10 protein-coding genes are annotated in these 16,770 nt (G+C 63.2%); 5 read left to right on the top strand and 5 right to left on the bottom strand.

Features of this window, described 5'->3' with window-relative positions; all coding sequences use genetic code 11:
• Positions 1-2 precede the first annotated feature (2 nt).
• Positions 3-3,845 (top strand): hypothetical protein, encoded by a 3,843-nt coding sequence (locus tag ABB29_RS00435; protein ID WP_083487310.1) that lies wholly within the window; start codon positions 3-5, stop codon positions 3,843-3,845.
• Between the two features lie 121 nt (positions 3,846-3,966).
• Here ABB29_RS00435 and ABB29_RS00430 read toward each other — a convergent pair whose 3' ends face one another.
• From ABB29_RS00430 to ABB29_RS00410, 5 genes are all read right to left on the bottom strand, one after another.
• Complete coding sequence (locus ABB29_RS00430) at positions 3,967-5,271, bottom strand: APC family permease (protein ID WP_057656636.1); 1,305 nt, start codon at positions 5,269-5,271, stop codon at positions 3,967-3,969.
• Positions 5,268-6,020, bottom strand: coding sequence for a L,D-transpeptidase family protein (locus ABB29_RS00425; RefSeq protein ID WP_057656793.1), 753 nt, complete (start codon positions 6,018-6,020; stop codon positions 5,268-5,270). The genes ABB29_RS00430 and ABB29_RS00425 overlap by 4 nt, the downstream gene beginning before the upstream one ends.
• Before the next feature lie 97 nt (positions 6,021-6,117).
• A complete protein-coding gene (locus ABB29_RS00420) occupies positions 6,118-6,966 on the bottom strand; it encodes a MurR/RpiR family transcriptional regulator (protein WP_057656635.1) in 849 nt (282 codons plus the stop codon).
• A gap of 38 nt (positions 6,967-7,004) precedes the next feature.
• Complete coding sequence (locus ABB29_RS00415; protein WP_057656634.1) at positions 7,005-8,108, bottom strand: dipeptide epimerase; 1,104 nt, start codon at positions 8,106-8,108, stop codon at positions 7,005-7,007.
• An 8-nt stretch (positions 8,109-8,116) separates the two neighbouring features.
• Positions 8,117-9,517 carry a C40 family peptidase gene (locus ABB29_RS00410; RefSeq protein WP_057656633.1) on the bottom strand — a complete coding sequence of 467 codons (1,401 nt, stop codon included), beginning with the start codon at positions 9,515-9,517 and terminating at the stop codon, positions 8,117-8,119.
• A gap of 310 nt (positions 9,518-9,827) precedes the next feature.
• Here ABB29_RS00410 and ABB29_RS00405 point away from each other — a divergent pair, with 310 nt between their 5' ends.
• From ABB29_RS00405 to ABB29_RS00390, 4 genes are all read left to right on the top strand, one after another.
• Positions 9,828-11,312, top strand: coding sequence for a transglutaminase-like domain-containing protein (locus ABB29_RS00405; RefSeq protein ID WP_057656632.1), 1,485 nt, complete (start codon positions 9,828-9,830; stop codon positions 11,310-11,312).
• A 69-nt stretch (positions 11,313-11,381) separates the two neighbouring features.
• The gene (locus ABB29_RS00400) at positions 11,382-14,369 is read left to right on the top strand and encodes a TonB-dependent receptor (RefSeq protein ID WP_057656631.1); all 2,988 of its coding nucleotides are present in this window, start codon (positions 11,382-11,384) and stop codon (positions 14,367-14,369) included.
• 66 nt (positions 14,370-14,435) lie between these two features.
• A complete protein-coding gene (locus tag ABB29_RS00395) occupies positions 14,436-16,028 on the top strand; it encodes a serine hydrolase (RefSeq protein WP_057656630.1) in 1,593 nt (530 codons plus the stop codon).
• The gene (locus ABB29_RS00390) at positions 16,013-16,765 is read left to right on the top strand and encodes a M15 family metallopeptidase (protein WP_083487309.1); all 753 of its coding nucleotides are present in this window, start codon (positions 16,013-16,015) and stop codon (positions 16,763-16,765) included. The genes ABB29_RS00395 and ABB29_RS00390 overlap by 16 nt, the downstream gene beginning before the upstream one ends.
• Positions 16,766-16,770: the final 5 nt, after the last annotated feature.

Here is a 16,770-nt window from a genome sequence, read left to right as displayed (position 1 = left end):
CCATGAAGATCAAGATGAAACTGCTGGACTACACCCTGATCAGCCTGCTGGCCGGACTCAGCCCGCTGGCGGTGGCCCAGGACGTAACCGGTGAGCGCGAGCCGGAGCGCGAAAGCGGCCAGTCACCGACCGGCTCGACACCCGCGCAACCGCAACCGGTCGCCGCCAGCGTGGAGCCGGCGGCGACCGTGGACGCGCGCGAGCCAGCGCTGCAGGAAGGCTCAGTAGCCTCGCCGGCCACCCTGCCCGATGCGGTGGACGCCAATCCGGCACCGGTTGCCGACTGCACCAGCAATGGCTGCAGCAACGAAGAAGGCCTGCTGTTCCGGCTGCGTACCCGCAGCGAGGACCAGCCGGTAACCGCGCCGGGTACGCCCACCAGCTCGCAGGCGCTGGCGCCCGATCGCCGGGTTACCGTCGGCCGCGAAGGCCCGGGCAAGGCCACCGTGCTGGGCAAGTTCTCGGTCGATCTGCCGGATGGCGGTGTCATCTGGGCGACCGAAGATCCCAACCTGGGCCAGCCGGAGCTGTCTATCTCGGCGACTTCGCTGGTGCCCTTCGATGGCAACGTCATCACCAAGCCCGTGCAGTTCTACGCACGTGGCAACTACAGCAAGTTTGTCGATCGCTACGAGATCAGCATCTATCGCGCCAGCGACGGCGACTTGATCGAACCGATCGCGCAGCTGCCGCTGGACGTGGCCGCGGTCAGCGAAGGCGAATGGGATGGGCAACTGCCAACACGCTATCGCTTCCGTGCCGGTGACGAACTGGTCTATGTGCTGCGTGCCTACAGTGCCGATGGCAGTTTCGACGAAACCTGGCCGCAGACATTGCAGCTGGTGCTGCCGGAGGAGGCGCAGAGCGGCAACCAGCGTCTGCGCGATGCCACCGAGAAGAGCTTTGGCAGCGCCCTGACCGCCGACCAGGCCGACCAGCAGCGATTGCTCGACAACGTTTTTGCCGGCAATGGCCTGCGCCAGCAGAACATCCCGATTTACGGCTCGCGCATCCGTATCCAGGGTCGCAACCTGCCGGTCAATTCGGCGCTGACCATCGATGGCGACAGTTATCCGGTGGATCTCGAACGCAAGTTCGTCGCCGAGTACATGGTGCCGGTCGGCGTGCATGACTTCGATATCGGCATCAAGGGCCAGGGTGGTGGCGAGGCCCACCACGACCTCAGCGTGGATGTCACCGGCAAGTACTTCTTCGGCGTCGCCATTGCCGACGTGACCATCGCCCAGAACGAGGTCAGCGGTTCGGTGGATCCCTCCGACGTTGACCCGCGCTATGCCGACGACGTCATCAGCGATGGCCGGCTGGCGTTCTACGGCAAGGCCAAGTTCGGTGGCAAGTATCTGGTCACCGCCCAGGCCGATACCACCGAACGCGATCTCGAACACCTGTTCGACGGTTTCGGCAGCGCCTATCCGACCGACATTTTCCGTCACCTGGATCCGGATCTGTACTACCCGGTGTATGGCGATGACTCGACCACCTATCGCGATGTCGACACGATGGGCCGCTTCTACGTGCGCGTCGACTGGGACAAGAACCAGGCCTTGTGGGGCAATTACGAGACCGGCCTGACCGGTACCGAGTACTCGCAGTACGTGCGCTCGCTGTACGGCGCGGCACTGAACTGGCGCTCGCGGGCGACCAATGCCTGGGGTGACCCGGGCAGTGAACTGCGTGCGTTTGGATCGCAGGCGCAGACCGCCCCCGGCCATGATGAGTTCATCGGTACCGGCGGCAGCCTGTATTACCTGCGCAAGACCGACGTGTTGCCGGGCTCGGACCAAGTGGTGCTGGAGATCCGCGATACCACCACCGGTCGGGTCGAGAATCGGGTCAACCTGTTGCGTGGCGCCGACTACGAGATCGACGAACTGCAGGGCCGGATCATCCTGACCCGGCCGCTGCTGCAGATCACCCGCGAGAACATTCCCACGCTGACCCGTGACACTCCGCTCGATGGTTTCGAGCAGCGACTGCTGGTCGACTACGAATGGGTGCCGACTGATTTCGACGACGATGAAATCACCGCTGGCTTACGCGGCAAGCACTGGTTTGGCGACCACCTCGGCGTTGGCGTGACCTATGTCGATGAAAACCGCGCTGGCGAGGACTACACTCTGGCTGGCGGCGACGTCACCCTGCAGGCCGGCAAGGGCACCTATGTCAAAGCCGAGTATGCGCAGACCGAGTCGACCAGTGCGCCGGTGTTCTTCTCCGACAACGGCGGCCTCAGTTTCACCCAGCTCAACCCGCAGGGACCGCGCGAAGGCGAGGCCAAGTCGATTGAAGCGCGTGCCAACTTCAAGGAACTGGGCTGGACCGAACAGGACTGGGCAGCCGGCGCCTGGTGGCGCGACAGCAGCGCCGGATATTCGATTGCCCGCTACGACAGCGGCCAGGACATCACCGAAACCGGTGCCGAGGTACTTGGTTATTTCACTCCCAACCTGAAACTCTACAGCCGCTACAGCCAGGCCGAGCGTGGCAACGACGAGCTGACCCAGGCGCAGGCGACAATGGAGTGGCGGATCAATGATGACGGCACCTTCAGTGCCGAAGTCCGGCGGGTGGAAGAAAGCCGCGATGGCTTCGACGCCGCCGGCTTGCTGGGTGCGCTGAAGTACAACCACCGTTTCGGCACCTCGCTGGAACTGTATGGCCTGGTCCAGGCGACGCTGGATGATGATGGCGGCGCCTACGAAGACAACAACGCGGTCGCCGTCGGCGGTAAATACCTGTTTGGTGACCAGTCCTCGATTGGTGGTGAAGTCAGCACCGGTGACCGCGGTGATGCGGCGACCCTGAGCGCCGAATACCGGTTGCAGCCGGACCACACTCTGTACGGCAGCTACACCTTCTCCACCGACACCACCGCCTACGATTCGCTGTTCAATCCCAACCGCCAGAACGGCTGGACGCTGGGCCAGCGCTGGCGCCTGTCGCAGCAGGTCAACCTGTTCAACGAAAGCCAGTACCTGAAAGATCCCAACGGTCAGTCCGGCCTGGCCAACACCTTCGGCATGGACTTCTATCCGGGCCTGGGCTGGAACCTGGGCTTCACCCTGCAGGATGGCGAGTTGACCACGGTCACCGGCGGTCAGGTCGATCGCAGCGCGGTCAGCCTCAACGGCGGCCGCACCTCAGCCGACACTGATTGGCAGAGCAAGCTCGAATACCGGCGTGACCGCGGTGCCGAGGATCGCGACCAGTGGGTCAGCACCAATCGCCTGGTGCACAAGCTCAGCGAGAGCTTCCGCATTGCCGCGCGCCTGAATTACGCCGACACCGAAGACAACATTGATGGTCAGGCCAGCGCCCGTTTCATCGAAGGCAATGCAGGTTTCGCCTGGCGCCCGTGGAACAGCCTGCGCTGGCAGTGGTTCGGGCGTTATACCTATCTGTATGACCTGTCCACGCTGGGTCAGGAAGGTGGCAACGACTACGACCAGAAAACCCAGGTGCTGTCGATGGAAGGCACTTACAAGCGTGACCAGCACTGGGAATTTTCGGGCAAGGTCGCGCGGCGCGAAGGCGAAGTGCGCTTTGGCCGCGGGACCGGCGCGTGGTTCGATTCGGCCACCACCTTCGCCGCCGCCCAGCTCCGTTACGAACTGCGCCAGCAATGGCATGCGCTGGCCGAGTACCGCTGGCTGGATGTCGATGATGGTGGCACCACCGACGGTTGGCTGGTGGGCCTGGATCGCGACATCGGCCAGAACTTCCGGCTCGGCGTGGGTTACAACTTCACCCAGTTCAGTGACGATCTGACCGACTTCGATTACGACCACAAGGGCTGGTTCCTCAACGTGGTCGGCAGCTACTGAGCCGCCGACCGCATCGCCTTGCGATGCGATCACCATGTCCGCCAATGGCCGGGCTGGACGGGGTCGGCTTCGAGTCCTGGCGGTAGTCGAGGCAGCGCTCAGCTGCCGCCGCCACTGCGGATCAATGCTGGTCGGTGCGCTCGTCCGGCCGGCGCCGGAACATGTAGATCACCGCACCAAACATCAACGCCGCCGCCGCCGCCATCAGGTTGCCCAGGGTGGCACTGGCCAGCAGGGCAATCGACAGCAGCAGTGCGGCGACCGGAATCAACCAGCCGCCCGGTAACTGCAAGGCGCCAGGACGATCAGCATAGCGCCGCTGCAGCACCAGCAACGACGCCGCGGTGCCGATGTAGGCGCACAGGCGTGCAACCACCGACAACAACGCCAGTCCGACGAACGAGCCATACAGCGCCAGTGCCAGCGCCAGTAGGCCCTGCACGATGATGGCCGCGGCGGGCGTGCGGAAGCGCGGATGAACCTGGCCCAGCATGCGTGGACCATAGCCGTCCTGTGCCAGCGCGAACAGCACACGTGGACCGAACAGCATGGTGTTGCTGTTGGTGCCGAGAATCGAGATGGTCGCGCCGACGGTGAGGATCAACGCCAGCCCCTCACCACTGAAGCGCGCCGCGGCATCGGCCAGCGGCGTGGCCGATTGCGCCAGGCCAGGCAGCGTGCCCTGCGCCACCAGCTGGACCACCGCATAGATCAGCGTCACCAGCGCGATCATCATGATCAACGCGAATGGCACGTCGCGCTTGGGATTCTTGAACTCGCCGGCAGCGGTTGGAATGTTCTCGAAACCGGCATAGGCAAACAGCAACAACAATGCCGCTTCGCCCAGGTTGCGCAGATCCGGCGGCGCCCCGGTCAACGCGAATGACCAGTCGATGTGGAAGAAACCAATCAGCATGAACAGTGCCAGCGGCAGCAGCTTGCCGATCACCAGCACTACCCCGGTCCGCGCCGCCGAGCGCACGCCAATGACATTGACGATGGTCAGAAAGCCGAGCGAACCGACCACCACCGCCAGCCGTCCCAGGCCACCGCCGGCCGCCGGCCAGAAACGCGCCACCGCATCGGCCAGGCCATTGCTGAGCGCGGCTGCCGAGGCAATGCGGGTCAGCCATACCATCCAGCCAATCTCGAAACCGACGAACGGACCGAAGGCTTCGCGTGCATACAGATAGCTGCCGCCGGGTTCATCGAAATAGCTCGCTGCCTGCGCGTAGCACAGCACCAGCAACGTCACCGCCAGCCCGGCCAGCAACACCGCCCAGACGCTGGAAGGCCCCAGAAGCAGAAAGGTCGCAGCCGGCAACAGATAGATGCCGCTGCCGATCACATCGTTGACCGACAGGCCAACGATCTGCCAACGACTGACCGCGCGAACCAGGCTGGCCTGGTTGTCGGCGCCGCTCATGGCTGCACCGTCATCGTTGGCAGGTTCCAGGCGGCTTGCAGACGCTGGTACTCGGCCTGCGGCAACAGGACGAACACCGGCCTGCGCTGCGGCTGCAACCAGCCCAGCAGCCGATCCATGACCGCTGCCGGCATCGCCGTGCAGCCGGCGGTCGGCTCGCCCGGTGCTTTCCACAAGTGGGCAAAGATGCAACTGCCCTGGCCATCCAGATTGTCCGGATTGTGGCGGATCACGAAGCCCTCGCGATAACGCTGGTCACCGTCGGCGTGCAGGTCACGGCGCATCGGCTCGGTGGAATCCTTCACGGCGGCGGCTCCGGTGACGCGGCTGTCGACAATCTGGTTGTACAGCGGCGAGCCGACCACGTCCACACAATAATGGCTGTCGGCCATCGGCTGGTAATCGAGTGCGGTGGCCACGGTCGATGCGTAGCCGAAGGCGGGGCCCAGTTCGAACACACCCGCCGGCGCCCGCCCATCACCTTCCTGCTTGCGTGGGCCGTCCGCCTGTTGCGGATGCAGGCCGATGCCCCAGGCCGCGCCGTTGCGGCCGATGGTTATCGCGGTGCTGTCGGCGGTAGCGCGCCAGCCATCGGCGGACCGTTCGAACGTCTGCAGCCGGCCCTGGTTGTCATCCCAACCGGCGGTCAGCACCAGCACCAGCTGCCCGGCATCGGCCCACGGCAGTGCGGCAGCAGCCGATGTATCGGAGCTGGCAGACGGCGCATGGCTGCAACCGGCCAGACCCATGCTGCCCAGAATCCCGGCCAGCAATATGGCGTGGCGACGGGCGCACACGCGGCGAAACACGGAAAACAGCATCGGCTTGGGTCCTCGGCGCGGCGGATCAGGAATGAATCATGTGGTGCATGCGTTCCAGGTTGATATCCAGCTGCCCTCGGCGCTCCGGATAGGCATGGCAAAGCAGTGCGAATACCACATCCAGCAAATACTGCACCGAAGCACGGTACAACATCTGCTCGATGTGTGGCATGGCGTGATGGGCCGACACCGCCAGCGAAGCATCCGCGTGCGCGCGCAATGGATTGGCGGTATGGCGGGTGACCGACACCACACGGCCGCCGTCATCCTGGAACAGCCGGCTGATCTGCGATAACTGCGGCAGCTCGCCATGTTCGGAAAACAACAGCAACACATCGCGTGGGCCCACCGTGGCCAGGTTGGCCATCATCAACACCGGGTCGGCATGCTGCACCGTCAACAGGCCGAGCAGCGACAGCTTGAGTGCGAACTCGCGCGCCACCAGTCCGTCCTCGCCCAGCCCGCACACGAATATCCGCTCAGCGGTGGCGAGCGTTGCGGCAATATGCTCCAGCACCGGAGTGGGATTGAGTAGGCCGGTTTCTTCTTCCGATTCCAGCTTGGCCCGGCGCAGGGTCTCGATGACATGCAGCGCGTCATCATCCTCGACGGAGGCCGGCTGCTGTTCTTCGTCGCCGCCGCCATTGCGGGCAACCGCCGCGCCGATCGAGTACTTCAGGTCCGGGTAGCCCTTGAAGCCGCATTTCTGGGCGAACTTGACCACGCTGGACTGGCTGATGCCGAGCGCGCTGGCCAGTTGCTGCGAGGAGTAGTCGCGCAGCAGATGCGCATTGTCGAGGATGAAGTCGGCGATGCGGCGCTCGATCGCCGACATCTGGTCGCGTTCGGATCGGATTTTGACCAGTGGCGGCATCGTGTTTGGCTTGCGTCCCTGTACGGTGGTGGCGGTGTTCAGGCCTGGGCTGGCAGCAGTTCCAGCCCGCGGATATCGCGGATGCCAAGCCCCGGCGCATCGGTGATGGAAATCTCCGATTCGTTGAAGATAACCCCACCATCGACCGGATTGAACTGGCACAGCGACGGCCCGTCCAGATCGACCTTGGTGATGACGCTGGACTTGGCCACCGCCACGTGCACGGCCGCGGCGACGCTGATGCTGGTTTCGATCATGCAGCCAATCATGCATTCAACGCCATACAGCGCGGCAATGTCGGCGATGCGGATGGCATTGGAGATGCCACCGGTCTTCATCAGCTTGATGTTGATGATATCGGCCGCGCGCATCTTGATCAGGTCGATCACCTCGGTCGGCCCGAATACGCTTTCATCGGCCATTACCGGCGTATGCACGCGATCGGTCACATATTTGAGCCCGTCGATGTCGCGTGCCTTGACCGGCTGCTCCAGCAGTTCCAGCACCACTCCGGACTCTTCCAGGTTGCGCATCGCGAACACCGCCTGCTTGGCGGTCCAGCCCTGGTTGGCATCCAGCCGCAGTAGGGCACGGCCCTCGACCGCGGAATAGATTGCCTTGACCCGCTCGATATCCAGGCCGATGTCCTTGCCGACCTTGATCTTCAGCGACTCGAAACCGCGATCCACCGCGCTGATCGAGTCGGCCACCATCTTGTCGATGTAATCCACGCTAATGGTGATGTCGGTGGTGATGACCGGGTCGCCGCCGCCCAGGATCTTGTACAGCGGTGCCTGGTAGAGCTGGCCGAACAAATCGTAGACGGCAATCTCCAGCGCTGCCTTGGCGCTGTAGTTGCGCTCCATCGACGATTGGATCAACTGGGTGATGTGGTTGAGGTTGGCCACGTCCTGGCCGATCAGGCGCGGGCCGATGATGCGGGTGATGGCCTCGATGATCGAGCCATGGGTGTCACCGGTGATGACCGCGGTGGCGGGGGCCTCGCCATAGCCGACATGGCCACTGTCGGTATGCACGATGACCACGATGTCCTCGACCATGTCGACCGTGCGCAAAGCGGTCTTGAACGGCGTTTTCAGCGGCACGCGCAACATGCCCAACTTTATGTCTGTGATCTTCATGCGGGCCTTTAACGACGGATTCGCTGGATGCTGTAGATGTGGTCGATGAAGGAGTCCTTGCTGTTGTAGAGCAGCGGCTCCAGTGGGGTTACCGACACCGCGTTCAGCGGACGGCGGACGACGTTGCCGTCGTTGTCGCGGAAACTGATGCCGGTGGTGTCATGGATGAGATAGGTCATGCCGTTTTCCTTGCCGATCACCATCATCACATGGCCGGGGATGTAAATCAGATCGCCCACCTGCAAGTCGGCAATGGCCTGCATCCGTTGCGCATGGCTGGTGTTCTCATCGAACGCAATACGGTTGAGCGCCGGGCTGACGCCTTGATCACTGGTATTGCGCGGCAGTGTCACCCCGAAGCTGCGATAGACCTCGGAGACAAAACCACTGCAGTCGCGGGTGTTGTACGAATGTCCCCAGCCATAGCGTTCGCCGAGGAACTTGAAGCCCTGGCTGATCAGGTTGGCCTGGGTCAGCGGCAGGTAGTGGGTGGACACGTCGGCGGTACGCGGCAGCAAGGCCGGCACCAGCTGCAGGCGGCCGTCGGCGTCGCGGATGGGCAGCCTGATCACGTACGAGGTGTAGGCCAGCTGGCCATTGACCGGATTCTCGGCCGGCCAGTCGTCGATCAGCGGCACCCGCACGCCCATGTCCAGTTGCAGTTCGGACACGCCCGGTTGCTCCGGCGTATGCACCGTATGTACGGTCGCACCGGTCACCACCACAGCCGGCGATTGGCGGGGATAGGCGAGCACCTGCTCACGCTCGCCACGGGCGATGTACTCGCTGCGCATCCATGCCGCGTACAGCGGACTGATGACGAACGACCATTGCCGGTCACGGCTTTCGTGCAGCACCACCACCGGCGTGCCGGGGAACAATGCGCTTTCCTGGAAGCGGTCGATGTCGGTGCCATCCGGCGAACTGAATACCCGTTGCGCAGTGGGGAAGGCACGCAGATCGGCACGCTTGACCACCAGGCCATAGATAGCGTCGGTCTGTGCAGGAATGGCATCCAGCGCGGCGTTGGCCAGGATTGCATCCAGTTGCGACCTGGCCAGTGGCTGGCCGTGTTCGTCGAACAGCTCGCGCTTGGGCGGCTTGGAAATCCTGTCGATCCAGTCGTGCACATCGGCCTGGCTGAAGTGCGCCGGCAGGCCTTCGAGATCGTGGACCGAGCCATCCATGCGTGCCAGCCGGCCATTCTGCTCGGCAATCGCGTCGGCCGAGAGCACCTGCTGTTGCGCCTGCGGCAGGCGATCTATCCAGTACTGCGGGGTCAGTTGCAGCTGGCGTACGCCGACCACGCTGGTGGCGTCGGCAGCGGGCGGGGTTTGCCGTGCCTGCAGACTGCCAGTCGCCAGCAGCAGCACGGCCAACAGTGATAGGGAAACGGAGCGCGGACGCATGCAACCTCCTGTCGGTGTGGAAGGACATCGTCGCCACGGCGACGGCAGGCAGGCCAGGCCTGCGAACGTTGGTGCCGGCGAGCTGGACGTTGGTTCCCAGGTCCCGTTGCGCTGGCACGCCCCCGGCGGCAGGCTGGAGCCGGCCGCTGCTGTTGGAATATTTACTTCTTTTATCTGGTTTGGCAAGAATAAATTATTGACGCGCTATCGCGACCGTGCTACATCAATGTGACCAGGGTCGGCATGGGGGTGTGGACGGGTGGAGCGCGGGGATAACCGGAATGCAATCGGAGCACGGCCAGTGGCCGCCATGCAATGGCGCCGCGGACGGCTGACCATCGGTTGCGCGCTGCTGTTGCTGTGCGCGGCGGTGCAGGCGCAGGACCCGGCTGCATCCAGCCAGGCCGCGCCGCTGCCGGCGGTTATTGCGGCCATTGATGATGGACACTTCCAGCAGGCGAGCGCGCGCATCGACGCTGCCCTGCAGCAAGACGATCTGTCGGCCAGCACGAGACAGGCATTGCAATTCCAACGCGAACGGATGCGCCGGATGCGTATCGACTTTGCCCTCGACCGCAACCAGGTGATGGCCCGCATCCGCCAGCAGATTCCGGATTTGAGCGATGCCGAATTCGATCGCTGGGATGCCGCCGGCACGATCGAGCATCTGGATATCGACGGCTCGCGTTTCTACTTCAACCGCTCGGCCTCCAATCTCTACCGGGTCAACCCCGAAGCCGCCGCGCGCCGCGCGCCGCCGGTCAAGCCCAATAGCGACGGACCGTTCGAACACCTGCATCCGCATCATTCCGAAGCGCTGCAACAGGCATTGCAGACCGGCGCCACCAGCGTAGCGCCACGGCGCCTGCAGGTGACCCAGTCGTTGACCGTCGACGCTGACGCCGTCCCCGCGGGCGAAACCATCCGTGCCTGGATTCCATATCCCCGCGCCATCCCCGGCCAGCAGGAAGACATCCAACTGGTTGCCAGCCAGCCGGACAATGCCCGCATCGCCCCCGAGACCACGCTGCAACGCACCGCCTATCTGGAAAAGAAAGCGCAGGCCGGGCAGCCGACCGAGTTCTCGGTGACCTACGAGCTGACCATCCATGCCCGTTACTTCGATATCGATCCAGAAAAGGTGGTCGCCGCACCGCTGACCGACGAGCTGACGCCCTACGTGCAGGAGCGGCCGCCGCATATCGTGTTCACCGATGCAATCAAGGCCTACTCACTGAAGGTCGTCGGCGCCGAAACCAATCCCTACCGCATCGTCCAGAAGCTGTTCGCCGCGGTCGACAAGACACCGTGGGCCGGTGCACGCGAATACTCGACGATCAGCAACATCAGCGATTACGCCCTGCATGCCGGGCACGCCGATTGCGGCCAGCAGACGCTGCTGCTGATGACCCTGCTGCGCTACAACGGCATTCCGACGCGCTGGCAATCCGGCTGGACCTACTCTGACGAATCGGTCGGCTACGACAACATGCATGACTGGGGCTGGGTCTACCTGGCGCCGTACGGATGGGTGCCGATGGACGTGACCACCGGCCAGCTGGATTCGGACAATCCGAAACTTCGCTGGTTCTACCTGGGCGGACTGGACGCCTACCGGATCACCTTCAACGATGATTTTTCGCGTGAGCTGGTGCCGGCCAAGCAGCATTTCCGCTCCGAGACCGTGGACTCGCAGCGCGGCGAGGCCGAATGGCGCGGTGGCAACCTGTACTTCGATCAGTGGGACTACGACTTCAAGTGGAAGATGCTGCCGGTCAAGAGCAGCAGCGAATAACGGCCGCGCTCGACAGGGCGCGTTCAAGCGGGCGGGACAACTCAACAACCTTTGCAGGAGAGAGCGGGGATGAACGGCAAGCATTTTCGGAAAGCAGCGCTTGGTGTCGCGCTGGGCGCGTGCATCGCGTCAATGGCGCCGATGGCAATGGCACAGAGCGTCACCGGCTCGGTGGTCGGACGCGCCAATCCGGGCGAAGTCATCACCATCAACAATACCCAGACCGGACTGACCCGTCAGGTCACCGTCGGCGCGGATGGTAACTATCGTTTGGCGCAATTGCCGGTGGGCAGCTACACGGTGCAGGCGCAGGGCGGCAACCCGATCCCTGTGACGGTCGCCGTCGGCAGCGCCACCACCGTCAACCTCGCCGCGGGCGACGCCACCACCATGGCGGCGGTGCAGGTGGTCGGCACCACGGTATCCAACCTGGTCGATGTGACCTCGACCGAAACCTCACTGAACATCAGCACTGAAGAACTGGCGCGGTTGCCGGTGGATCGTGACCTGGCTTCGGTGGCGTTGCTGGCGCCAGGCGTGACCAAGGGCAATTCGGCATTCGGCGGCCTGTCTTTCAGCGGCTCGTCAGTGGCCGAGAACGCGTTCTATATCAACGGCCTCAACGTTACCGACTTCTACAACCGCAACGGCTTTTCGCAGGCACCGTTCGCCTTCTACCAGGAATTCCAGGTCAAGACCGGCGGTTACTCGGTGGAGTTTGGCCGCACCACCGGCGGCGTGGTCAACGCCATCGCCAAGTCCGGTGGCAATGAATTCAAGGCCGGTGCCGAGCTGACGTTGGAGCCGCGTGGCTGGCAGGCCAATGGTGATGACCACTATTTCGACGGCGAGCGCTATCTGACCACCAGCCGCGACAACTACCAGACCAACAAGCTCGACGTCTGGGCCTCCGGTCCCTTGATCAAGGACCGTCTGTTCTTCTTCGCCTTGTACGAAACGCGTGATTACTCACCGACCAACACCGACGACGAAGGCGCCTCGATCACCCGTACCGAATCCGACGACGGTTTCTGGGGTGGCACCCTGGACTGGTACGTCACCGACAACAACATCCTCAGCCTGATGGCGTTTTCGGACAAGAATTCCGCAGTCGGGCGCGAATACTCCTACGACTACGAGACCTCCCGCACCGGCGCTTTCAGTAACGAGATCTACAGCGATACCGGTGGCGACAACTGGGCGCTGAGCTGGACCTCGAACTTCACCAGCAATCTGTCGATGAAGCTGATGTACGGTGAGAACGAGCGTAATTCGTTCAATCGCTCGCAGCTGGACCTGGAATGCAATCGTGTTGTCGCCGCCAACGGCGTGCCAACGCCGGCAGGCTATCGCCTGGGTTGCAGCACCAACTCCACCGTGTTCGACCGCAATGATCTGCGTGAACAGGGGCGTGCCGATTTCGAATGGAGCCTGGGTGATCACCTGCTGCGCTTCGGCTACGACCACGAAGTCAATACGTCCGAACACAACCAGTACTACGCAGGTCCGGGCGCCCTGTACTACAACGTTTACCTGGGCTCCTCCATCCCGAACCCACCGGGGGGCACGGTGCCGGCTGGCTACAGCGGCTATGTACGTGCCCGCCGCAACGAAATCTCCGGTAATTTCGAAAGCACCAACGCCGCCTATTACCTGGAAGACAACTGGTCGGTCACCGACAATCTGGTGCTGAACCTGGGCATTCGCAACGAGTCCTTCGACAACAAGGACGCGGCCGGCAACAGCTATATCAAAATGGACGACATGTGGGCACCGCGCTTCGGCTTCGCCTGGGACATGCGCGGGGATGGCAGCACCAAACTGTTTGGTAATGTCGGCCGCTACTTCCTGCCGGTGGCCAACGTCATCAACATCAAGCAAGCCGGTGGTCTGCTCGACGAGCGTACCTATTACGCCTTCGACGGCTGGGAAGTGCGTGAGCTCAACGGCAACCAGTACCTGTTCCCGCGCCTGGGGCCGCAGGTAGGCACCGTCGATGTGTCGCAGGGTGATGGCACGGTCGGCGATCTGCGTTCGGAAGTTGATCGCGATATGGATCCGGTCTATCAGGACGAGGCCATCCTCGGCTTCCAGAGCATGCTCAATGAAGTCTGGTCATGGGGCGTGCGCGGTATCTACCGCCGTCTCAACAACGCCATCGATGACATGGAAATCAGCGCCACCGGAAAGTGCGGCGAAGCCGGTTATGTCGGCTGGGTGATGGCCAATCCGGGCGAACAGGTCACCGTGTGGGGCGATACCGATTGCGATGGCACCATGGGTTGGGTCAACGTTGATACGTCGAAGGAAGGCTGGGCGTTGTACGACGAAGATGGCAACTATCTCGGCCAGCGCGGCTGGGAGAAGCCCAAGCGCACCTACAAAGCCGTTGAGTTGCAACTGGATCGCGCCTGGGATCAGAAGTGGGCCTTCAATGCGTCCTATACCTGGTCCAAGAGCGAGGGCAACGCGGAAGGCCCGGTCAACTCGGACACCAACTTCGGTGATACCGGCCGTACCGAGAACTTTGATGATCCGTGGGTGAATCTCAACGGTTATGGGCCGCTGGCCAATGATCGCGAGCACCAGCTGAAACTGCGTGGCACCTACGCGATCACCGACAGCTGGCAGGTCGCGGCGACGCTGGACGCGCAATCCGGTGGCCCGATCACCGGCTTTGGCGTCGGCAACCCCTACGACGCGCAGAGCTATCACAGCTACTACATCTGCGTGCAGGGCTGCGATTCGGGCGACATCTCCGAGCGCGTCTACGAGCTGTCCGAGCGCGGTGGTTATGGTCGCCTGCCATGGACCTACAACGTCGGCACCAGCGTGACCTGGCTGCATTCGTTCGGCGATACCGATCTCAGCGTCAAGTTCGCGGTCTACAACCTGCTCAACCAGCAGAAGAAGATCCGCGTCGATCAGGATCTGCAGACCAGCATCGGCATGGACCCGGACGATGCCAGCCAGCCGGATTTGAACGAGTTCTTCAACGTCGGTACTTCGTTCCAGGCGCCACGCTATGCGCAGCTGGTGGTGTCGCTGAAGTTCTGAGTACGGCACGGCGGGTGGCTGCGTCCACCCGCCGTTGATTCACATATGCACCCAGTAGGCCCGGTCATGTCACTGCCTCATTGCTGCCGCAAGCTCCTGTTGCCCTGCCTGCTGGCGGGGCTTTTCTTTTCATTCGACAGCGCCGCGCAGGCGGCAGCGGATGCGAGCCGGCACGACTTCGATCAGGCCTTCGAGCAGACGTTCGAACGCTACCAGCTGCCGGGACTGGCGGTCGCGGTCATCCAGGATGATCAGGTCATCTACCAGCGCACCGCCGGCGAACGGGTTGCCGGCAGTGGCGAAAAAATCGATGCCGATACCTTGTTCAAGATCGCTTCCAACAGCAAGGCGATGACCACCGGGGTGCTGGCACGGCTGGTCGATGCGGGCAAATTGCGCTGGGACGATCCGGTCACCCGATACCTGCCGCAGTTCCGCATGCATGATCCGTGGGTCACCCGCAACATGCAGGTCCGCGATCTGCTGCTGCACAACAGCGGGCTGGGACTGGGCGCAGGCGACCTGATGCTGTGGCCGGAACCGAACGACTTCAGCCGCGCCGACATCATCGCCGGGCTGGCGCATCTGCGGCCGACCCACAGCTTCCGCTCGCACTACGCCTACGACAACCTGTTGTACGTGGTCGCCGGCGAAGTTGCTGCCGCTGCGGCCGGCAAGCCCTACGATCAGCTGGTTCGCGAGCAGCTGTTCGAACCACTGGCCATGGATCGCTGCCAGGTAGGCCGCTGGAACCAGCGCCAGGTCGGCAACGTGGCCCAGCCACATGCGCGCACCGCGACCGGCAACCGGGTCGTGCGCGAGGATGAGGAGACTGTGCCGGATACCACCTCGATGGCAGCCGGTGGCATCCGCTGCAGCCTCAACGACATGGTCAAGTGGCTGCGGATGTGGCTGGATCCGCAACGGCAACCGGCCTGGATCAGCGACGAGCAACGTCGCGCGGTGTGGACCGCGCATATGCCGATGCCGGTATCAGCACGCATGCGGGAGTGGGATAACAGCCATTTCTCGGCCTACGGTTACGGCTGGCGCCTGTCGGATATGGACGGGGTCTGGAAGGTCGCCCATACCGGCACGCTGTCCGGGATGTATTCATCGGTGATCCTGTTGCCGGACAAGCAGGTAGGCATCGTGATCCTGATCAACGGCGAGGGTGAAGCCGCACGCACGGCATTGGGCGAAGTGCTGGCCAAGCATTTCACCGCGCCGCAGGATGCCCGCGGCGTGGACGACTACGCGCAGCTTTTGGATGTCGAGGCGCAGCAGGATGCCCAGCACGCGCCGCTGCCCGACACATCGGCGCGACAAACGGCCAGCGCCACCGACATGCAGTCGCGTTTGGGTGTGTACCGGGATCCGTGGTTCGGCCAGGTCAGCGTCTGCGGTGACAATGGACAGGTGTATTGGAGTGCGCAACGTTCACCACGCCTGCGCGGACGGATCATGCAGGTCGGCCAGCGCCAGCGGATCGACTGGGATGACGACAGCGTCGACGCCGAAGCCTGGCTGGTGTTCGAGGATGCCGCAGCAGATGGCGTGCCGCGGATGCGGATGTCGGCGGTGGATCCGGACGCGGATTTCAGTTACGACTACCAGGACCTGGATTTCAAACGCGTCGACGCATGTCCACCTCGATGAAAAGCTGGCTGACCAACCGCCATTCCATCCTCATCATGCTGCTGTCGGCGCTGTCGTCGCCGGCGCTGGCCCAGTCGCCCGCTACCAAGCCTGATCAGATCAGCGTCTCCACCGCCAGCACGCCCGGGCAGGCCAACCTGATCGACGTGGCCACGCTGATCGCCGACGCGCAACTGGAAATCCGCTATGCCGGCCAGCACAACTTCGTCGGCCGTCCTGTCGATGGCTACCAGGCGGCCAAGTGCTATCTGCTGGCACCGGCGGCGACGGCGCTTGCAGGTGCCGCCAATGAGCTGCGCGGCCAGCAACTGCGTCTACGCCTGTTCGACTGCTATCGACCGGTGCGCGCGGTAAAGGACTTCGTCAGCTGGGCGCACGACCTGTCGGATCAGAAAACCAAGCCGGAGTTCTATCCGCGCCTGCGCAAATCGCAACTACTGGATGGCTACATCGCTGAAAGCTCTGGCCACAGCCGCGGCGCCACCGTCGATCTGAGCCTGGATGATTGCAGCACAGGCCAATGCATTCCCTTGGACATGGGAACCGGTTTCGACCTGTTCGACACCCTCGCCAATACCGATGACCCACGCATTACCGCGCAGCAGCGCGAAAACCGCCAGCGCCTGCTGCAGGCAATGCAGAAGCATGGCTTCGCCAACTATCCGCTGGAGTGGTGGCATTACACCTTGAAACCGGAACCGACCCCGGATACGGCCTACGACGTTCCCGTGCGCTAGTCGGG

The sequence above is a fragment of the Pseudoxanthomonas dokdonensis genome (assembly GCF_001431405.1).
GTDB classification, from domain to species: Bacteria; Pseudomonadota; Gammaproteobacteria; order Xanthomonadales; family Xanthomonadaceae; genus Pseudoxanthomonas_A; species Pseudoxanthomonas_A dokdonensis.
Note: the sequence above shows the minus strand (reverse complement) of the source record. Positions and strands in the feature narration are given on the sequence as shown.